This is a genomic window from Antarcticibacterium arcticum (assembly GCF_007993795.1).
In the GTDB taxonomy this organism is placed as follows: Bacteria; Bacteroidota; Bacteroidia; order Flavobacteriales; family Flavobacteriaceae; genus Gillisia; species Gillisia arctica.
This window is the reverse complement of sequence record NZ_CP042476.1, coordinates 39,342-61,051: the sequence shown is the minus strand read 5'-3', so window position 1 is coordinate 61,051 and position 21,710 is coordinate 39,342. Positions and strand designations below refer to the sequence as shown.

12 protein-coding genes are annotated in these 21,710 nt (G+C 40.6%); 5 read left to right on the top strand and 7 right to left on the bottom strand.

Annotated features, from left to right (window positions below):
- Window positions 1-97: 97 nt before the first annotated feature.
- The 6 genes from nqrF to FK178_RS00160 form a co-directional block, all read right to left on the bottom strand.
- Window positions 98-1,387, bottom strand: coding sequence for an NADH:ubiquinone reductase (Na(+)-transporting) subunit F (gene nqrF, locus FK178_RS00185; RefSeq protein WP_146829863.1), 1,290 nt, complete (start codon window positions 1,385-1,387; stop codon window positions 98-100).
- A 9-nt stretch (window positions 1,388-1,396) separates the two neighbouring features.
- A complete protein-coding gene (gene nqrE, locus FK178_RS00180; protein ID WP_146829861.1) occupies window positions 1,397-2,011 on the bottom strand; it encodes an NADH:ubiquinone reductase (Na(+)-transporting) subunit E in 615 nt (204 codons plus the stop codon).
- Between the two features lie 24 nt (window positions 2,012-2,035).
- On the bottom strand, window positions 2,036-2,722 hold the full coding sequence (locus tag FK178_RS00175; RefSeq protein WP_240793926.1) for an NADH:ubiquinone reductase (Na(+)-transporting) subunit D: 687 nt from the start codon (window positions 2,720-2,722) through the stop codon (window positions 2,036-2,038).
- An 85-nt stretch (window positions 2,723-2,807) separates the two neighbouring features.
- Entirely contained in the window at window positions 2,808-3,548 is a 741-nt protein-coding gene (locus FK178_RS00170; RefSeq protein ID WP_146829857.1) for a Na(+)-translocating NADH-quinone reductase subunit C, read from the bottom strand.
- 1 nt (window position 3,549) lies between these two features.
- On the bottom strand, window positions 3,550-4,734 hold the full coding sequence (locus tag FK178_RS00165; protein ID WP_146829855.1) for an NADH:ubiquinone reductase (Na(+)-transporting) subunit B: 1,185 nt from the start codon (window positions 4,732-4,734) through the stop codon (window positions 3,550-3,552).
- Window positions 4,735-4,745: 11 nt separating this feature from the next.
- Window positions 4,746-6,086: a Na(+)-translocating NADH-quinone reductase subunit A gene (locus FK178_RS00160; RefSeq protein ID WP_146829853.1), complete on the bottom strand. Its 1,341-nt coding sequence runs from the start codon at window positions 6,084-6,086 to the stop codon at window positions 4,746-4,748.
- A 254-nt stretch (window positions 6,087-6,340) separates the two neighbouring features.
- On the opposite strand from FK178_RS00160, the gene FK178_RS00155 reads away from it, so the two are divergent.
- From FK178_RS00155 to apaG, 3 genes are read left to right on the top strand one after another with little or no spacing between them, the layout of a single operon-like run.
- A complete protein-coding gene (locus tag FK178_RS00155; RefSeq protein WP_146829851.1) occupies window positions 6,341-7,588 on the top strand; it encodes a type IX secretion system plug protein in 1,248 nt (415 codons plus the stop codon).
- Between the two features lie 27 nt (window positions 7,589-7,615).
- Window positions 7,616-8,710 carry a DUF3667 domain-containing protein gene (locus tag FK178_RS00150; RefSeq protein WP_146829849.1) on the top strand — a complete coding sequence of 365 codons (1,095 nt, stop codon included), beginning with the start codon at window positions 7,616-7,618 and terminating at the stop codon, window positions 8,708-8,710.
- Window position 8,711: 1 nt separating this feature from the next.
- Complete coding sequence (apaG, locus tag FK178_RS00145; RefSeq protein WP_146829847.1) at window positions 8,712-9,098, top strand: Co2+/Mg2+ efflux protein ApaG; 387 nt, start codon at window positions 8,712-8,714, stop codon at window positions 9,096-9,098.
- 11 nt (window positions 9,099-9,109) lie between these two features.
- Here the strand turns inward: apaG and FK178_RS00140 are convergent, their stop codons facing one another.
- Window positions 9,110-9,826: an NRDE family protein gene (locus FK178_RS00140; RefSeq protein ID WP_146829845.1), complete on the bottom strand. Its 717-nt coding sequence runs from the start codon at window positions 9,824-9,826 to the stop codon at window positions 9,110-9,112.
- A gap of 136 nt (window positions 9,827-9,962) precedes the next feature.
- On the opposite strand from FK178_RS00140, the gene pruA reads away from it, so the two are divergent.
- Both pruA and FK178_RS00130 read left to right on the top strand, forming a co-directional pair.
- A complete protein-coding gene (pruA, locus tag FK178_RS00135; RefSeq protein WP_146829843.1) occupies window positions 9,963-11,591 on the top strand; it encodes an L-glutamate gamma-semialdehyde dehydrogenase in 1,629 nt (542 codons plus the stop codon).
- Between the two features lie 319 nt (window positions 11,592-11,910).
- Entirely contained in the window at window positions 11,911-21,642 is a 9,732-nt protein-coding gene (locus FK178_RS00130; protein ID WP_146829841.1) for an Ig-like domain-containing protein, read from the top strand.
- The last annotated feature ends 68 nt before the right edge of the window (window positions 21,643-21,710 follow it).

Genomic DNA, 21,710 nt, shown 5'->3' with positions numbered 1-21,710 from the left:
TAGGATATCAACAAAAATTTAAGAGGTTTGTCATGACAGTAAAAGCAAAAACAGCCACCCTGAGGTGACTGTTTTAATTTATCATCGAGATTTTGGATTAACCTCCAAAATCATCAAATCTTACATTTTCAGGGGGAACCCCAAAATCCTCGGTCATTTGCTCAACAGCCTTATTCATAAGAGGTGGGCCACAGAAGTAATACTCAATATCTTCAGGGGCTTCGTGGTATTGCAAATAGTTATCTATTACAACCTGGTGAATGAATCCAACAAAACCATCTCCTTCTCCTTCAATACCATCTTTAACTTTCCAGTTGTCCTCCTCCATTGGCTCTGAAAGTGCCAGATAGAATTTGAAATTTGGAAAATCTCTTTCCAAAGCTCTAAAGTGCTCTGTATAGAATAGTTCTCTTTTTGAACGTCCTCCATACCAGTAAGTAACTTTTCTACCGGTTTTAATGGTTCTGAATAATTCATAAAGGTGTGAACGCATTGGTGCCATTCCGGCTCCACCACCCACATAAAGCATTTCGGCTTCACTCTCGTTGATAAAGAATTCTCCGTAAGGACCAGAAATAATAACTTTATCACCTTCTTTTCTTGAGAAGATATAAGAGGAGGCTATACCAGGATTCACATCCATCCAGCCATTCTTAGCCCTGTCCCAGGGTGGGGTTGCAATACGTACGTTAAGCATGATCCTTCTACCTTCAGCAGGGTAAGAGGCCATTGAGTAGGCACGCTCTACAGTTTCACCATTTTTCATTACCAATGGCCATAACTGGAATTTATCCCACTCATCCTTGAACTTTTGAGGTTCTCCCGGGTGTTCCTCAGGATGTGCTGTAATATCCATATCCTTAAACGGAACTTCACCTTTAGGAATTTCAATTTGAATATATCCACCGGCTTTATAGTCCATATCTTCAGGAATTTCAACTACAAATTCCTTGATAAATGAGGCCACGTTATAGTTACTTACCACGGTAGCTTCCCATTTCTTGATCCCGAATACTTCTTCAGGAATTGTGATCTTCATATCCTGTTTTACCTTCACCTGGCAACCCAGTCTCCATCCCTGTGCGATCTCTTTACGGGTAAAATGTGGTTCTTCAGTAGGAAGTATACTTCCTCCACCTTCAGAAACAATACATTTACATTGTACACAGGTACCACCACCACCACAGGCAGAAGGTAAAAATAATTTATTGTCTCCAAGGGTAGTAAGTAAAGTTCCACCGGACCCTACTTCAAGATCCTTCTCACCGTTAATATTTATCTTTACAGGTCCTGAGGGAATTAGTTTTGCCTTGGCTCCCAATAGCATAGCCACCAAAAGCAGGATCAAAACCAAAAATACAATTACACTTGCTATAATAACTGTCATATCTTCTATTTATATTTTTATACCCATAAAACTCATAAATCCTAGTGCCATAAGGCCGGTGATTATGAAGGTAATTCCTAATCCTTTTAACGGGCCCGGAACATTTGAGTAGGTAATTTTTTCACGAATTGCGGCAATTCCTATTATTGCTAGGAACCATCCAATACCACTACCAACTCCATAGGTTAGAGCATAATCTATTCCCGGGAAATCCTTTTGTTGCATAAATAATGCCCCACCCAGAATTGCACAGTTTACTGCGATCAAGGGAAGGAAGATACCCAAAGCCCCGTAAAGTGCAGGGGCAAATTTCTCCACGATCATTTCAACCAGTTGTACCATTGCAGCAATAACCGCAATGAACATTATAAAGCTCAGGAAGCTAAGGTCAATTTCGGCATATTCAGCACCTAACCAGCTCAATGCTCCCGGACGTAATAAATAAGTATCCAATAAAAAGTTTAACGGCACGGTAATACTAAGTACAAAGATCACGGCAGCACCTAAACCAACAGCAGTTTTCATTGTTTTGGAAACCGCCAGGTAAGAACACATTCCAAGGAAATATGCGAAGATCATATTCTCGATGAAAATACTCCTAACGAATAAATTTAAATAATCCATAGTTTAATTTTTATCTGTTATTGATTAGGCTTCAATTAGTTTTCGGTTTCTTGAACGTTGCACCCAAATAAGGATACCCACCACAATTAAAGCCATTGGAGATAACAGCATTAAACCGTTATTTTCATATCCCCAGGCGTACAATCCTGAACTCTCTGCCAGGGTAGCGCCTTTATGCCCTAAAATTTCATATCCGAATAATTTTCCCGAACCTAAAAGCTCCCTGAAAAATGCCACGATGATAAGTATAAGTCCGTAACCGGCAGCATTTCCAATACCATCAAGGAAAGATTTATAAACTCCGTTTCCTAAGGCAAATGCTTCCAAACGACCCATTACAATACAATTGGTAATAATAAGACCAATAAATACTGAAAGCTGTTTACTTACATCATACGCATAAGCTCTTAAAACCTGGTCTACAAGAGCCACAAGAGATGCCACAACAACCAGCTGAACAATAATCCTTATCCTGCTGGGAATCATATTCCTCAACATAGAGATGATCATGTTTGAGAAGGCCATTACCGCTGTTACGGCTATCGCCATAACTACTGCAGGCTCCAGCTGCACCGTGATGGCCAGTGCACTACAAATACCCAAAACCTGAACGGTGATAGGGTTATTATCATCAAGAGGATCTGTTAGTAATTTTCTGTTCTTTTTGGAAAGAAAATGTTCGCGTTCTTCATTATTGGACAAAAAGAGCATCAAAGCTTCCTTTTTGGCTTCCTTCTGTTGTATTGATCCCTGAGCTATTTGCTCAGGTGTATTTTGTGTTTCCTTAGCCATAGTATTAATTATTTGGGACGTTAATGTCAGACTGGGCTTTGAAGTAAGCCAAATAATGCTGAAGTCTTTCAGAGATCATTTCACTTACACCATCTACAGTAATGGTAGCACCCGAAATAGCATCTACCCGGTTATCATCCTTTGAAGTACTTGGAGCACCTTTAGGAGCAGATATTCCTACTAAATTACCACTTTCGTCAAATACCTTTTCATCGGCATAACGCTCCTGAAACCAAACCTGGGTAATTTCAGCTCCCAGTCCCGGGGTTTCCCCAAGGTGATCAAACACCACCCCTTTTACGGTGTTAACATCGTCCTTTAAAGCTATGTATCCAAAGATTGCATTCCATAACCCTGCTCCACGAAGCGGAATTATATAAAATTTTTCACCGTCAACATCAGCTATATATAAAGGAAAATTTTGTTCTTCCTTCTTTCTTTTTATCTCTTTGGCAAGATCTACATCAAATGCTTTTACCCCTTCTTTTACATCACCATTTGAATCGAGTACAATCTCTTCGGTGATATATTGGCGGTATAAACCTTCAGCTTCAGATCGCTCTGTTTCTACACCCACAGTTGCCAGAATGTTCTGCATTTTCTCCTGCCTCATATTCTCATACTGCGTAGGCTGCAGGGAAGTTGCTGCGAAGGCGAGTATACTCCCAACTACTACCACCATCACGATTGCAAAAATGAAGGTATAAGCGTTGGAGTTTGTTTTATTTACTGATTTCTGTTCCATATTAAACTGCTGTATTAATTTGCTTGTTCATGGCTTCATTCTTCCTTTTTACCCTTCTTTTCACATTGGCCTGGATTACATAATGGTCAATTACAGGGGCAAATACATTCATTAACAGGATAGCGAGCATGATCCCTTCAGGGTAAGCAGGATTAAAGATCCTTATCATTACCGCAAAGAACCCTATTAAGAAACCATAGATCCATTTACCTTTAATTGTCTGGGATGCAGATACAGGATCTGTAGCCATAAACACGATACCAAACGCCAGACCACCTACAATTAAATGTTGATACCAGGGAAAGTTTGTAAGGGTATTACCCTCAATTCCCAATGATGGTAAAGCATTAAAAATAAGCGCCATAACTGCTGCACCTATAAAACTGCTCAAAATTATTCTCCAGCTACCAACTTTGGTAAGTATTAGGATCAAAGCCCCAACCAACACCAGAAGTGTTGAAGTCTCTGCAATAGAGCCGGGGATTGTACCCATAAACATGTTCATTGAATCATAATTCACCTGTTCTCCTGCAGCTAATGTTCCAAGAATAGTTTCTCCGGAAATTGCATCTACCGTAGTAGCATCACTCACCCAAACCTGGTTACCGCTCATATAAGTAGGATACGCAAAGAAGGCGAAGGCCCTTGCCATTAAAGCAGGATTTAAAATATTCATTCCTGTTCCTCCAAATGCTTCTTTTCCTATAAGCACCGCAAAAACTACAGATATCGCCACCATCCATAAAGGAATATCTATAGGCATGATCATTGGGATTAATAATCCTGTTACCAGGTAACCCTCATTTACTTCATGCCCTCTTTTAATAGCAAAAAGAAATTCAATTCCCAAACCTACTGCATAGGAAACCACGATCATTGGAACTATTTTCCAGGCTCCATGAAGGAAGGCATCCCAAAAAGTGAATTCCACTCCTAACTGCGTGTAGTGCTGGTAACCACCATTCCACATTCCAAAAAGCAGTGCTGGGATCAAAGCAATGACCACAGTGATCATGGTTCTTTTAAGATCTACAGCATCTCTTACGTGAGCTCCCTTTTGTGTGGTATGATCTGGAGTAAAGAGGAAAGTATCCAGCGCATTAAAAGCGGGGGCATATTTCTCAAGTTTTTTCCCTTTACCAAAGGGTTCTTTTAATTTATCTAAACGTTGTCTTATCCATTCCATATTTAAACTTTTTAACCTACTTCGGTAATCATTAAATCCAACCCTAAGCGAATAATTTCCTGTGCTTCAATTTTAGAAGTGTTCACATAATCGATCAATGCAAAATCCTCTGGTGCTACTTCGTAGATACCCAGATTTTCCATTTTTTCAATTTCCCCTGCCATACAAGCTTTAAGAAGCTGCATAGGGTAGATATCCATTGGGAAAACTTCCTCCATTTCACCGGTTACAACCAGCGCCCTTTCCTCACCGTTCAGGTTTGTATTGGGTTCGTATTTCTTATTTGGAAATAAGAAAGACAATGAAGTTCTTGAATTGGAATGAATGTTATTATAGGTGAATGGCAACCATCCAAGCATTCTGTGTTTATTACCTTCAGGAATAAGAGTTACAGAATTGGGAAAAAATCCAAGGTATTGATTTACCGAAAGTTTTGTTCCGGTAAGCACATCTCCTGAAATTATCCTTATATCTTCAGAAACATCTCCTACAAGATCTATAGAATTTGCTCCAATTTTGGTTTTGTAATATTTACGTTCCTTTGCTTCACTCCCGGTTAGCGCAACAGTCCTGTCTGCATGGTACTGCCCGGTAAGGAATACATTTCCAAGTATAGAAACATCTTCAGCGCCAATAGTCCACACCCTGTCCCCAATATTTATGGGATCAATGTTATGTATTTGCACCCCAACATTACCTGCGGGGTGTGGCCCTTTTACGTTATGAAGTTCTACTCCTTTAATATCTTTAAGAAAAGACGTTTTATCATCTATTGAAAGATGCACTTTTCCTGCAGTTAGTTTTTGGAGGGCATACACCCCTTCCTGAAATGCTGCTACTTTATCTTTAAGAACAAATCCAAGATCTGCCGCCAAAGGAGCTGTGCTTACAGCAGAAATAAAGATAGCCTTAGGGGTATCTGCAGGGTCTGCAACAATGTCATAAGGCCTTTGGATAATGAACGCCCCGCAACCACTTTCCAGAATTCTGCTTTTTACAATTTCCGGATTGGATGAGGCGGCACTTAATTTCCCAAAATCTTTATAAGTGTCACTGGGATCTGCCTCCACGATAACTTCAAGAATGCGACGTTTAGCACCTCTTTTTATTTCCAGCACAGTTCCGCTTACAGGAGAGGTAAAAATAACCTCTTCTGCATATTTTGAAAAGAAAAGCGCGTCACCCGCAAGGACTCTGTCACCTTCTTTTACAACCATTTTTGGAATTACCGAGTGAAAATCGGGAGGTTTGATAGCATAGGTCTTAGACCTGGGAGCCTCCACAAGTTGTTTTTCCGCCTCCCCTTTTAACCGTAGAGATAATCCTCTTTTAATTCGAATGTCTTTTGACATAGGATGGAGTGTAAATTAAATATTAATTTTATTGGTGGGCAAATTTACTAATTTTAACCCCATATCACCCAAAGAAATCGTAATATTTTCATCTCTAAACCATATAAATCATTAAGATTATTTTAAGGAATAGAATTTGTAATATCTTTATTCTTATTTCCAAAATTGAAAAATGATGAAGGTCATATTTGGTTAAAATATTCCGAATTTTTTCAACAAATAGGGATAAAAATGTGGTAATAATTTACAGCAGCATGAAAAGATTTAACATTGGCACTCTCCTACTGTTTACCGGATTCATTTTTGGACAGCCCAAAATGGATATTCCGGCGCCAAATTATATAAAAACCATTGAGCTAAAAGGCAACTCAGGCATTAATGGCAATCCGGTTATAAGTCTTGGTGAAACGCTCACCCTTAAATTTGATGATATTATTGGGGACGAGGCAGATTATTATTATACCATAGAACATCTTAATTATGACTGGACTCCATCTGAACTTGTAAAATCTGAATACCTTGCTGGTTTTGACAATGTAAGGATTCTGAATTATGCAAACTCCTATAATACCCTTCAGCCGTATACACATTATGAAGTAAGCATTCCCAACCGGGACACCCAGGGACTTAAAGTCTCCGGCAATTATATAATCAATGTCTTTAACAGCGAAAAAGAATTGGTTTTTTCAAGAAGGTTTATGGTGTATCAACCTATTACCCAGGTGGCTGTAAACATAAGAAGATCGAGGGACCTGCAATTTATTAATAAGAAACAAACGGTGAATTTTACGGTCTCCTCACCAGATATGATCCTAAGAAATCCAGACAGGACCGTAAATGTTATGATCCTTCAAAATCATGACCTGAAAAGCGCAATAACAAATATCACCCCCCAATATTCCCTGGGAAATGAGCTTATTTACCGGTATGACCAACCAACATCCTTTTGGGGCGGCAATGAATTTCTAAAATTTGACAGCAAAGATGCACGATCCTCTACCTTAAATATTGGTCGTATTGAACTGCGGGATATATATCATCACTTTTTGTTTACTGACAGGTCCCGGGAATCTAACCCTTATACCTACAATCCCGATATTAACGGGCAGTTTGTAATACGCACCATGCAGGGCCAGAATCCGGACATTGAAGCTGAATATGTCTGGACACATTTTAGCCTCCTTAATTATGATCCTTTGCAGGGTGCCGAACTACACCTGTATGGAGCTTTCAACAATTATGAACTCGATGATTCCACTTTAATGAGGTATAATGCGGAATCTGGCTTATATGAAAACGCTCTTTTATTTAAACAGGGTTATTACGATTATAATTATGTACTTTTAAATGAAGATGGCAGTTTAGACCCGGGATATATAGGCGGAAATTATGAAAAGACTGAAAATGAATATCAGGTTCTGGTATATTTCCGGGATATAGGCGCACGTTATGATCAAATAATTGGAGTGGGAAGCGCAAATTCAATCAATATAACACATTGAATTACTTGATCATAACATTACCTAAGTATGAAAAAACATCGCTCTGCAAGAGAGTATAGAGGTAGTAATTGCCTCAACTGCGATCATCCACTTGATATAAGTGATAAGTATTGCCCTTCCTGCGGGCAATTGAACAGTACTAAAAAACTTTCCTTTGACGATTTTTTCTATGAATTCTTTGCCGGGGTCTTTGCCTATGATTCTAAATTAAGGAACACGCTTAGCGTCCTGTTGTTTAGTCCGGGTAAACTTACAGATGATTATAAGAATGGGAAACGCGTGAGATATGCCAACCCTTTCAAATTCTATTTAAGTGTCTCCATTATCTTTTTTATAATCTATAGTTTCACCAATAGTTTTGATTTTGGAGATGCAGGTGCAAATAACGCGCAGGAAGTACAGGAATTAAGCCCGGAGGAGTTAGAGAAATTACGGGAAGATCTCAACAAAGTGCCTGCACTTCAAAATTCTCCTCTTAATATAGATTCTCTTTTACTGGGGGAACGCCCCCCCGCAGCTAAATCATATCAAGATAAATATATTTCGGAAAAGGAAATGGACAGCCTGGGCTTGTTCAACTCCTTTGCCCCGCAACTTGAATTGTATGAGCAGTTCTATCTCGAGACAGAAATTCGGAATTCAGAAACCGCTATGGACAGCCTTCATCACTATCCCTCCACCTACAATAAATGGATGTATAAAAAGGTAGTAGATTATACGGCCTTCAAAGAGGAACCAATGATTTTTGTGAAATACTTTATTAGCAAACTCCCTTTAATTATTTTCTTCTACCTGCCGGTTTTTGCGCTCTTCATATGGTTACTTTATTGGAGAAGGCCATTTAATTATATGGAACATCTCATCTTCACCTTCCACGTGCAAAGTACCTTTTTTGTAATTATGGCCTTCGCGCTTATACTGGATTACATTTTAAACACCTCATCCATTACCGGCTTTGCCAGCCTTGTATTTTTATTCTATTTATATAAAGCCTTACGAAAATTCTACAAACAGGGTAGATTTAAAACCCTTGTTAAATTTATTTTACTCAATGGAATATTTCTTACATTAGCTGTCATTGCGGCCACGATATCTCTATTGGCCTCTTTTGCAATCTATTAATATGGTACAACAGGTTACAAGCGGTATTAAAATTTCGGTAGAGACCAGCTTTGAAGGTTCTTTTTACAAGAACCATAAAATGACCTTTGCCTTTGGCTACCAGATCACCATTGAAAATCAAAGTAAGGATTCAGTCCAACTAACATCACGATTCTGGAGGATCAAGGATGCCCTAAATAATACCGAAATAGTCCAGGGAGAAGGGGTAATTGGCCAAAAACCGGTTTTAAAACCCGGGGAATCTCACACCTATACCAGCGGTTGCCTGCTCAACTCGCCTTTTGGATCTATGAGGGGATATTACAATATGATCAATTTCACCTCATCAAAAAAATTCAAGGTTTCTATCCCTTCCTTTAAGTTAAGCGCACCATTCGCATTGAATTAATGCTGCAAACCTTAGATGGTTGAGAAAGTTTTTTCTGTAATTTTTTCCTTCTGAAGGTCTTTAAAGATCATTTCCGTTTCTGCGGAATTATTAATTATTTGCGTGATGCTTTGAGTTCTCACGAACCCCCGGTCCATGATCACATCAATATTCTTATCCCCTATACCGGCCGAATGATGGAAGTCCCATAAATTTTCAGGCGTAAGTTCTTTTTCCCTCATGAAATTTTTAAACCATTCATTTCGTTGTTTCTTCATTCCGGTATCATATAAAGGAGAAGAGGACCACAAATGATTTGTAAGGTCCAGCTCCCGGATATGTTTTTCACTTCCATCCCACATAATTTCCAGAAATCGAAGACCATGATTCCAATCGGCAGTAATAATAGTAAAAGGTTCAATATTAATTAGGTTGTAGGTATGTATAGTTTCGTCAATAATAGCAGCTTTCAAAAGGTCCTTTACCACCACCCCCCTGCTAAGCCGGTAAGATACATTCCTCTCGTGAGCTTCCCGGCCCCCGTTCAGCAGGCATATTACCCGGGAGTTTTCACTAATTCCTATCCAGGAGCCGCCACTTTCCTTATCCATAGGGTAAAGCAGTTTCACCCCCGCTTCGAGGTAAAAATCGGGAGGAAGAGCTTCCCGTCCGGGAGCCTCATCGCGGCTGGAGGTAAGCACAAACCCATATTTATAATCGGGCAAGGGGGTTAAGGTTACGGTACACATTAATGAAAATTTAGTTCAGGATTAGTAATTTACAAAAATTACGGCAGTAAAACATACGGAATGGGGGAAGGTCAGGTCGGTTAAATTTTTTACCTTTACGATCCTTAAAATTAAAAACAAAAAACAAAGAATTATTATGGGAAAAGGATTTTTTCAGGTTCCTACCGCGGTGAATGAACCAATCAAAACATACGCCCCCGGAACTCCCGAACGTGATGCAGTATTGAAAACCTACAAGGAAATGTACAAATCCAAGATGGATGTACCCTTATATATTGGTAATGAAGAAATAAGAACCGGAGATACCATTACAATGCACCCTCCACATGATCACCAGCACGATCTGGGGATCTTTCACCTTGCCAAAAAAGAACACGTAGATAAAGCAATAAAAGTTGCCCTGGAAGCACGTACCAAATGGGCAGATCTTGCGTGGGAACAACGAGCAGCAGTTTTCTTAAAAGCAGCTGAATTGATTGCCGGGCCATACCGCTCGCGCATAAATGCCGCCACTATGATTGGGCAATCCAAGACGATTTTTCAGGCAGAAATTGATTCGGCCTGTGAACTTATAGATTTCCTGAGGTTCAATGTAGAATATATGGCCCAGATTTATGAAGAGCAACCCGAATCCTCTGAAGGGGTTTGGAACCGTTTAGAATACCGCCCGCTGGAAGGATTTGTTTACGCTATTACCCCATTCAATTTTACAGCAATTGCCGGAAACCTTCCCGCGAGTGCCGCGCTTATGGGGAACACTGTGGTTTGGAAGCCAAGTGACAGTCAGGTGTATTCTGCCCAGGTGATCATGGAAGTATTTCAGGAAGCAGGAGTACCCCCTGGAGTTATAAATATGGTCATGGGTGATCCGGTAATGATCACAGATACTATCCTCGCTCATCCCGATTTTGCAGGGATCCATTTCACCGGAAGCACTTCGGTATTCAAGGGCTTATGGAGTAAAATTGGAAATAATATAGACAAGTATAAAACCTATCCGCGTATTGTGGGAGAAACAGGAGGAAAAGATTTCATCCTCGCTCACCCCACTGCAAAAGCCAAGCAGGTAGCTACGGCAATTTCCCGTGGAGCATTTGAATTCCAGGGTCAGAAATGTAGCGCCGCTTCAAGAGCCTATATACCACAAAGCCTTTGGGAAGAAGTGAAAAAATATGTGATTGAAGATGTAGAATCCTTTAAAATGGGATCGCCTGAAGATATGCAGAACTTTATTACTGCCGTAATTCATGAAGGTTCCTTTGATAAACTTGCGGGTTATATAGATCAGGCTAAGAAAGATGCAGATACCGAGATCATTGCAGGTGGTAATTACGATAAATCAAAGGGTTATTTCATAGAACCTACCGTTATTGTTACTACAAATCCTAAATATGAAACTATGTGTACCGAGTTGTTTGGCCCGGTTATCACTATTTATGTATATGAGGATATTAAATGGGAAGAGACCTTAAAACTGGTAGACGAAACCGGAATTTATGCCCTTACGGGAGCTATTTTGGCTACCGACAGGTATGCAGCGGCACAGGCCACCAGGGCATTGGAGAATGCAGCGGGAAATTTCTATATTAACGATAAGCCAACCGGGGCAGTTGTAGGACAACAGCCTTTTGGAGGTGCAAGAGCTAGTGGGACGAATGATAAGGCCGGTTCAAAACTTAATTTGTTGCGCTGGATCTCCCCACGTCTAATCAAGGAAACCTTTGTAACTCCTACAGATTACAGATATCCGTTTATGGGTAAATAGAAAAAAGTTTAATTACATTTCAAGGAAACCACAAACTTAAGAGTTTGTGGTTTTTTGTTGATATCCGTTGAAAATGGGAGCCCAGTTTCGCTTAAAAAAGCTGTAGGGCAAAACTTCCTGATTTTGAACGACTTGTGTATTTTATCGGAAAACACCTCCTTTTAACGATTATAATTACCCTTCACCGAAAAGACCATAATTTAACTTTAAATCGTTGTATTTTAGACTGTTAATTAGCTTTTCCCCAAAGGCTGAACACGAATTTAACCGTCTTCAATTCTTCCCCTACGATAATTGAAAACTCCTAATTAGCATTACTATGGAGAAAAAATTACTATCCGGGTTTTTTATAATTTCCTTGTTTTTACTTGTGTCATTTAGTGGGTATGGGCAGTGTCCAACCTCTGTAAGTATTTCTTCTGATAAGGGTAACACTATTTGTGCGGGAACTGAGGTAACTTTTACGGCTTCGGCTAACGGAGGTACAAACCTTGCTTATCAATGGCAAATTGGTCAGGTAAATCAGAACAATGAAACCAACTCTACCTTTAAGACAAGTAGTCTTACCAATGGGCAGAAGGTTCGGGTTGTGGTCACCTCCACAGCCGAAGGTTTTGAAACCTGTAGTATTTCGAGTAGTGAGATAACAATGACGGTTAATGTAGTTCGCACCCCTACAGTTTCAATTTCTTCAAATAAAACTAGTATCTGCCCTGGGGAAAGCGTTACATATACTGCCTCCAATACATTTGGGGGGACCTCTCCTCAATATTCGTTTTACCTTAACGGTGAAACCTCAACTTTACAAACAGGATCATCAAACACATTTACCACTACAACTTTAGATAATGGAGACAGAATTCGAGTAGTACTTACCAGCAATTTAGAATGTGTTACTTCTTCTACCGCTGAAGTGACTTCCAGTGCTATTACAGTAAGAGCGGGAACCCCTGTTAAACCCGGAACTATAAGTGCAGCTGAAACAGCTATATGTCCGGGTGCTTCTCAAACTTATTCAATTTCCCCGGTTACCGGTGCAAGCTCCTACCAGTGGACTCTTCCTTCAGGATGGGCAGGAAACAGCACTTCTACTTCAATTACAGCTACCGCCGGCACTAACAGTGGTACAATTTCGGTAAAAGCAATTAATGATTGCGGCACCGGTGAAGCCGAAAACATAGAAATTACGGTAAAAGCCGGGACACCTGCTGTACCTAACAATATAAGTGGAGAAACAGCCGTATGTCCGGGGGTTTCTCAAACATATTCTATCACAGATGTTGCAAATGCCTCCGTATATATCTGGACCCTTCCTTCTGGTTGGTCAGGAACAAGCACCACAAATTCTATTACAGTAACTACCGGCCCATCGGGATCAGGAAATATATCTGTTCAGGCAAAAAATGATTGTGGAACAAGTACAGCAAGAAACTTAGCCGTTTCAGTTAAAGCTGGAACTCCGGCTCAACCCGGAACAATCACCGGAACAGCAGAGGTATGTCCGGGAGTTTCTCAAACATATTCTATTACAGCCGTTACAGGTGCGACTTCTTATATCTGGACCTTACCAAATAGTGGATGGACTGGAACAAGTACAACCAATTCAATAACGGTTACTTCAGGTACTACCGGAGGAAATATTTCCGTTAAAGCAACTAACGATTGTGGTACCAGTGTAGAGCAAACTTTGGCCCTAACTGTAAAAGCTGGAACACCTGCAACTCCCGGAACTATAAATGGTGCCACAACCATTTGTCCCGGCGATGTAGAAACCTATAGTTTTGATGCTGTGTCTGGTGCAACTGAATATATTTGGTCTCTGCCAAGTGGTTTTTCAGCTCCTTCCACAACTACCGCATCTCCATCCATTGATATTACTGCCGGAAATTCTGGTTCAGGGACTATAACCGTTAAGGCGGTAAACAGCTGTGGAACAAGTGCCACATCAAGTATATCCATAAGCATTAATAATCCTGTTCCAGTAATGAGTGGAACAATAACAGGTCCGGCTGAAATGTGCTCTACCGCGACCGGACTTCAATACTCCATACCAGCCATTACTAATGCCACGGAATATGTATGGACTGTTCCAAGTGGCTGGACAATTACCGGCGGTACAGGAACAAGGACTATTACCGTCAGCGCGTCTTCTAACAGTGGAAATATTTTTGTAATTGCCAAAAATACTTGCGGGGATAGTGCTTCTTCTGCCAATTTTGCCGTAACCTCAGTTACAGGCGTACCTGCAACTCCAGGTGCATTAACGGCTCCTAACTTGCCAACAGGCGCTATTTGTCCTCCTGCCACAGGCATACAATTCACAGTTCCCACCGTTACCGGGGCCAACAGTTATTTATGGACTCTTCCCACCGGATGGGAAATAACCTCCGGAGCTGGTTCCAATTCCATTACTGTCAGAGTAAATTCTACTGCTGCAACAACTGCAAATGCATCGGTTAGTGTTCAGGCCGTTAATATTTGTGGAAATAGTGAAAAATCAACTTTAAGTGGAATTGCAATTGACAACCATGTTGTTACCAATGCAGGGGCAGACCAAACGGTTTGTAAAGTTATCTCTCCTATAAGTATTGAAGGAACTTACAGTTTCTCGGGGACAAATGCTAATTTAAAACCCACCTGGTCTGCTCCCACAGGGATGGGTTCTTTCGATAATGCTTCAAAACTAGCCGCAAAATTTACTCCTACTCAGGCAGCGCTGGACGCCGGTTCGGTAATCATTACTCTTACAACAGATGCTCCAAGTGGTGCCTGCGGACCTGGTAAGGATGAAATGAAAATTACCTTCAAGCCGCTGATTACAGCTACGATAGCAGCTACCTCACCCGCGTGTAATGGAAATACATCTACATTAACTTTTACAGGAACACCAAACAGTAGAATAACCTACAAAAAAGATAATGGAGCAAATCAAACGGTTGATATAGGAGCTTCAGGAACAGCTATTGTTACTACAGCAGTTCTAACTGCTAACGCTACATATTCTTTAGTGAGCGGATTATATCTGGACACGCCGGCCTGTTCAAATGCTTTAACCGGCTCGGCCACTATTACAATTACTGCTAAACCAACTGCTGTAATTGCTTATTCGGCAGCACCGTTTTGTACTGCTTTAAGTACAGGTCAAACCCCTTCTCTTACAGGTACCGGTGCCTACACAGGTGGTACATACTCCTCTACAACTGGTTTAACTATAGACAGTTCCACAGGAGCCGTGACTCCTTCAACAAGTACTCCCGGAACCTATACCGTTACTTATAAAACTCCCGCTTCCGGCGGATGCGAAGAAATAATTGCCACAACCGAAATTACAATTACAAAACAACCAACAGCTTCAATAACGTATTCAGGAATACCTTTTTGCACATCAGACTCTGATTCTAAACCTGTAACTCTTTCAGGAACAGACGGTTTTTCCGGAGGAACTTTTTCTGCGCCGGCAGGATTGACTATTGATGCCACTACCGGTGCTATTACAGCAAGCAGTAGTACAGCGGGTACTTATTTAATAACTTACGAAACTCCGTCAGCCGGAGGATGTTCACCAGTCCCGGCCACAACAGAAATTGTCATAACTAAAGCACCTACAGTTACTATTTCCTATCCGGACGCCCCCTTCTGTCTTGCAGATACTTCAGAAAAAGAAGTTACTATAGAGGGAACAGATGCTTATACAGGAGGAACATATTCTGCAATGGCTGGCCTATCGATTAATTCTTCTTCGGGTGCAATTGATCCTGCTGCAAGTTCTGTGGGAACTTATACTGTAAGTTATAAAACTCCCGCAACTGCAGGCTGTGGTGAAGTTACCGCAACAACAGAGGTCAGCATTACACAAACTCCTTTCGTTGAAATAGCTTATGACGGGCCTTTCTGTACTGCCGATGAAACCGCACAATCTGTTAATTTCACCAATGGTATTGGAATTTATGAAGGCGGAACTTTTTCCTCCAACCCAGGCGGACTTGATCTGGACCCGAGCACCGGGGCCATAAATCCGAAGACCAGTAATCCGGATACTTATAAAGTTACTTATACAATTCCGGCTTCCTTAGGTTGTGATGCTGTTGTTGTTGAAACGGAAGTTACTATAACCCTTATGCCACAAGTTTCTATTAGCTACGAAACACCTTTATGTAATACAGACGACGCAATTGCAGTGAGCTATAGCAGTACAATGGGTGATTACACAGGAGGTATTTTTTCCGCAACTTCTGGTTTAGTTATTGAGGCCGATGGAAGCATTAATCCTCAAGCCAGTACTCCAGGCATTCATACAATAACTTATTCAAAGGAAACAGAAGGTGATGGTTGTGCTATTATAGAAGCGACTACCCAGGTTGAGATATTTGAAAAGGTACAAATTACAACACAGCCGGTAAATTTTGGTACCTGTTCAACTAATCCTGCCTCTTTTGAAGTAGTTGCGACAGGGGATAATCTTGCATACCAATGGTACAAGAAAGATACAGGAGGCACTTTTGTTCAGATCAATGGAGAAACCAATCCAACTTTATCATTTTCGAATGCAACTTCAACCAATGCAGGAGAATATTATGTGGTAGTTAGTAGTAGCAATGCTGTATGTGCATCAGAAACTTCAGACCCCGTAACTCTGAATATTGACGAAGACATAGTTATTATAAAACCTGCAGAAGATATTACCATTTGTGAAGATGATTATGAATCTCTGTCATTCGATTATGAAGCGCATGCAAATGGTGCCGAATTAACATTCCAGTGGATCAAGGACGGGAATCCAATAAATGAAGTTGCTGATAAATATGTGATGACCAAATCCGGGCCCACAGGTACAGATGGAGTTTACACAGGCACTTTAACTATACTTAATATTGATTCAAATGACGATGGAATATATGCCGTGATAATTGATGGCCCCGATTATTTCACCTGTCCCGAAGCAACCTCCAAATCTTTTACATTCAGGGTAAATAAAAGGCCGGATAAACCAGTTACTGCTACTGTTGAATATTGTTTAAATGCCACTCCTACGGCCTTAACAGCTACTAAGGCTAACGAGGACAATGAACTTTTATGGTATAGTTATGATGCCTCCAGCACGGAGTACACATATTTAGGAACGTCTGTTACTCCTACCACAGAAACAGCAGGTACAACCTCTTACTGGGTTACACAAAAACAACCAAATAGCTGTGAAAGCGATCCTGCGGAACTTGTAGTTACTGTATATGACAAACCACAGCCTATAGCTACAGAGACTATTCAATTCAGCTTTTGTTTTAATGAAACAGTCACAGATCCTATTTCTTTAACACCAGCCGAGGGCACCACCTTAAATTGGTATGATGCAGAAAACGCTACTACAGCCCTTAGTTCTGCTCCCACCCCTAATACTGGTGAAGTGAAGTTAACCTCTTATTGGGTGAGCCAGACTTTAACAAGTACGGGGTGTGAAAGCGAACGTACAAAAGTTGATATCATCATAAATGAACTTCCCAATGTTCAAATAAATATTGCCGACGGTTTTGCTTCTGAAATTTGCCTTAACAGCAGTACCAAGTTAGTCGCTTCGGGTGCGACCAACTACATGTGGTATTTCAATAATGCCGAAATAGGGACTGACCCGGAAGTAACGGTAACCGGGAACACTGTAGGAACTTTTGAATACAAGGTTATTGGAACAGATGCGAATGGTTGTATAAACGAAAACGTATTCAGCATAAATGTGGAGGAGCCTTCTCAAGGTGGAACAGTTTCAGGGCCTTCTTCTGTTTGTGTTTCCAATAACGCGGGAACACTGACCGTGGCAGATTTTAAAGGAGAAATTCTGAGATGGGAAAGTACTACTGACGGCACAAACTGGGCTGCAATTTCAATGACTACTGAAAATTTAGATTTTCAAAATATTTCCGGAACCACAACATTCAGAGCAATTGTTAAAAACGGGGTTTGTGACGAAGTACCTTCTACTGAAATTGCAGTTTCTATCGATCCGCTTCCCATTGGAGGTGAATTGGCTTTCGAGAATTTTGGCAGGGTGCTGGAAACCTGTTCCAATCCGGGTTCAGATTATAATGTTCCAATAAATTTAACGGGTGAGACAGGAACGGTGGTGAGGTGGAGATACGCGCAGAGTACAGCCACTTCCTGGTCGACCGTGATGGTAAATGGAGAGCCTTTTACTGGAAAAACTTTAACAGCCGAACTTATTAAAAGTCTTGGCCTGAATCAGACCACTATTTTTGAAGTTGAGATGACAAGTGGTGCCTGTACTCCAAATGTATTTTCCCAAAATGCAACTTTAAGCATCATTTCCTCTGACATTGCACCTAATCCTGTGACCGTTACTCCCGGAGTGGTATGTATAGGAGAGTTAGTTACCCTTAGCGCAAGCTCCGGATATGGTAATGCCAGTGATGTGATGAGCGGGGGAGATTTTAATAATGCCAACTCTCTTACCAATGAAGGCTGGAGAGTGAGAAGGGATGGAAGCACCACCAATTTGGATTTTCCCGCTTCTGGAAATAATACCAGACCAAATATTTGGTCAAACACCAATGATCAACCGTTTTACACTGCAAATATAAATAATCCTACCACAGGATCTAACCAGACGTGGGATTCTGGAGATAAGAAATTTGCAATTGTTACAGGAAAAAACGCTTCCACTTTGGAGACTCCTGTCTTTAACACTTATGCCATGGAATCTGCAACTCTTACCTTTGATCAGGGGTATAACCTAACGGAGGGTGCTATAATTAGAGTTGAAATTTCAACCGATGGAGGTGCAAATTATCAATCTATCTTATATGAAGTAGTTGGTCCTGCAACAAGTGAAAGTTATAATAGATTTGGTTCAACCTCTGACCCCCGGAACAAAATTTCCATTGATCTCGCCTCATATTTGGGGCAGGGAAACCTAAGAATAAGGTGGCATTTTATTGGCGCTCGAGATGGTGATGTCTGGGCCATTGATGGGTTATCAGTTCCAGAAGGTCCAAGTGGGGTAGAAATGATTTGGACAGATTATACCGATCCTGACAATCCTGTTGAAATTGGGAGAAATAATTCTGAACAATGGGAGCCAAGTCTTATAGGATTGAACGAATTCGAAATTAAAACAAGATTGACTTTTGATAGTACAGGGGCACAATGTCCAGTTGTAGAAAACTCCTCAACTATTAATGTATTTGTTTTTGACCAGTATACTTCCAAAGCTACTGCTCTGGGAGGCAGTTGTGGTTTTGAAAATGTGCAATTAAAAGGAAGTATTGAGAACAGTGGTTTGAACAAGATGAAAACTTTTCCTACAGCCGACGGATACTCGGCTAAATGGGAAGTAGTGACCAAACCGGCAGGTTATACTTTTTCAGAAGCTCATTTCTCCCCCTCAATAAAAGACACTGCAGCCATTTTTTCCCCGGGGATTGAAGGGGAATATACCTTACAATACTCCTTGAGCAGGCCAGAGGATCAATATAAAAATGAATCCTGTCCTCCTGTATATGAAAAAATAACATTTACCGTTAAAGCCTGTACAACCCTTGACTTTGACGGCATAGATGATTTCGTTGACCTTGGCGAAGGATATACTGGTGACTACAGCATAGAAGCCTGGATAAGGCCGGAGGCTGCAACCGGAACTATTATAAGTACTCCTCAGTTGGAAATTAATATGAGTGACCTTTCCGGGTTAGTTTCAACTAACGGACGATGGTACCATATTGCAGTTGATTCAGATGGTAAATTATATGTGGATGGAATTGCAAAGGGGACAACCATTTCAGGCACTGGCGATGTTAAAAGATCTTTTATAGGCGCGCGATGGAATGCTCCCAATACAGAAAATCATTTCTCTGGTTGGATTGAAGAAGTACGAATTTGGAATACGAAGATTTCGGAAAAGAATATTCGTTTTACCATGAACCAGCGTTTAAAAGATACTGGTAATATTGGAGTGCAGGTTGATATGGTTCATCCCGATGCTCCAGAATTTGGAAGTCTTGCAGGATATTACCAATTACTTACTACCTCCATCTTAAATGGGGGTTATACTCCTGATCTTTCTGGTTCTCCAGTAAATGGTAAATTACGAAATATGACCACCACTCAGGAGAATACGGCCCCTTTGCCATATTTTACCAAACAGGATGGATCTTGGGATGCGGATGCTACCTGGGCATATCCTGATGTTTGGCAAATACCGAATTCAGGTGGATTAGACTGGAATATTGTGCGAACTAAACATAATGTGAATTCAACAAGGGATATTTCTGTCCTGGGTTTAATATCTGAAGTTAATACATTAGATATGGTTGGGGATATTCCTGCCAATGAGTCTCATGAATTGGTGGGAACCGGAAAAGCTCTTACAATTTCTCATTATCTAAAATTAGACGGTATAATAGATCTTAATGGTGAATCACAGTTGTTACAACCTGAATTGAGTATTGTAGATCCGGCCAGTACCGGCCATCTGGATCGTGATCAACAAGGAAAGCGAAATAGTTTTATCTATAATTATTGGTCTTCCCCGGTTAGTGCAACTTCGATTAATGGAGGATATTCAGTAGGGGGAGTTCTTCTAAATGGAACAAATCCGGCTTCCCCAATTTCAATAAGTTTCCCGGCATCTCATGCCGCTGCCGATGGTGCCAGGTCACCAAATTCTTTAATAATAAGCGCCTATTGGTTATGGAAATTTTCTCCTGCAACGGCAAATGCTTATTCCGAATGGAAACATATTGGGTCAACGGGTACGGTAAATTCTGGAGAAGGTTTCACGATGAAGGGAACTGATGGGTATGCTAGAATGGCAGATGGACAAAATTATACTTTCAGAGGCAAACCTCACAATGGGGATCTTACGCTTCCTGATTTGAGTGTCGACCAAAATTATTTGATTGGAAATCCCTATCCATCGGCGATTGATGCACATGAATTTATTCGCGATAATCTTAAAGATGTGTCTGGAGGTAAAAATGATAGAAATGTATTTGACGGCTCCCTTTATTTCTGGGATCATTTTCAGGAAGTTAGCCATATTCTAAAAGAATATATAGGTGGATATGCGGTATTGAATATAGGTGGTGCGGTTCCGGCTGCATCTGTGGATGAGCGTATTGATAATACAGGGGAGCCTAATAATAAAATCCCAGGACCGTATATTCCAGTAGCTCAAGGCTTCATGATTAATTCTACAACCTTGGAATCTGCGTTTCCAATCTTAGGCGGGAAGGTAAAATTTAAAAATTCACAAAGAAAATTTGAGATTGAGGGAGGATTTGGATCTAACTCTCTTTTCCTTAAACCAGAAACAGGAGAAAAAAATGTCAAAGCAAAAGACACAGAATTTAAAAAGATAAGGCTTTCATTCTCATCACCAGTTGGATATTGGCGCCAGATCCTCGTAGGAGCAATTCCTGGCACTACTGATGCTTTTGATCTTGGATATGATGCTCACCTGTTTGATAATAATATTGAAGATATGTACTTCCTGCAGGGAGAAAACAAGCTTGTTATTCAGTCAATTGCCGATTTCAATAAAGACAGGATTATACCTCTGGGAATAAAGGTCAAAGAAAACAAGGAATTCAGGATACGACTGGATACACTGGAAAACGGGAATAATGAATTGAATATTTATCTAAATGATAAGTTGAAAGACAGTATTCATGATCTCCGAAAATCGGCTTACTTCTCAACATCTGAGCCCGGCACTATTCATGACCGTTTTGAGATAATTTTCTCTAAAGATGAAGAGGTATTGCCTCCTGTTGAACCAGGACCGGATGGTAAAGATTATGGAATCGTTTTACGGGTACGTCATTCTTATGCCAACCGACAGATCCAAATTTTGAATCCGGAGCAAATTGAAATTTCAAACCTTTATCTGTTTGACCTTAACGGAAATTTACTGGAAGATTACGACCAGATCACCAATGAGAAAGAGATTATTTTACCGGTTCGGGGATACAGTTCAGGCGTATATATCTTGAAAATGTATGTCAGCGATAAGGTTATAACTAAAAAGATCATCATAAGTAATTAACAAGATAATTCCTACAAAACAGCAGTTGATATAAAAAACAAGCGTATTTAATCGGCAAATTTGGTCGT

Bases quoted from the DNA above. Each gene is read 5' to 3' on its own strand.
- FK178_RS00150 (WP_146829849.1), top strand. From the start codon at position 7,616: ATGAAAAAACATCGCTCTGCAAGAGAGTATAGAGGTAGTAATTGCCTC.
- FK178_RS00170 (WP_146829857.1), bottom strand. From the start codon at position 3,548: ATGGAACAGAAATCAGTAAATAAAACAAACTCCAACGCTTATACCTTC.
- FK178_RS00130 (WP_146829841.1), top strand. From the start codon at position 11,911: ATGGAGAAAAAATTACTATCCGGGTTTTTTATAATTTCCTTGTTTTTA.
- FK178_RS00155 (WP_146829851.1), top strand. From the start codon at position 6,341: ATGAAAAGATTTAACATTGGCACTCTCCTACTGTTTACCGGATTCATT.
- nqrE (WP_146829861.1), bottom strand. From the start codon at position 2,011: ATGGATTATTTAAATTTATTCGTTAGGAGTATTTTCATCGAGAATATG.
- FK178_RS00140 (WP_146829845.1), bottom strand. From the start codon at position 9,826: ATGTGTACCGTAACCTTAACCCCCTTGCCCGATTATAAATATGGGTTT.
- FK178_RS00165 (WP_146829855.1), bottom strand. From the start codon at position 4,734: ATGGAATGGATAAGACAACGTTTAGATAAATTAAAAGAACCCTTTGGT.
- FK178_RS00160 (WP_146829853.1), bottom strand. From the start codon at position 6,086: ATGTCAAAAGACATTCGAATTAAAAGAGGATTATCTCTACGGTTAAAA.
- nqrF (WP_146829863.1), bottom strand. From the start codon at position 1,387: ATGACAGTTATTATAGCAAGTGTAATTGTATTTTTGGTTTTGATCCTG.
- pruA (WP_146829843.1), top strand. From the start codon at position 9,963: ATGGGAAAAGGATTTTTTCAGGTTCCTACCGCGGTGAATGAACCAATC.
- apaG (WP_146829847.1), top strand. From the start codon at position 8,712: ATGGTACAACAGGTTACAAGCGGTATTAAAATTTCGGTAGAGACCAGC.
- FK178_RS00175 (WP_240793926.1), bottom strand. From the start codon at position 2,722: ATGCTCTTTTTGTCCAATAATGAAGAACGCGAACATTTTCTTTCCAAA.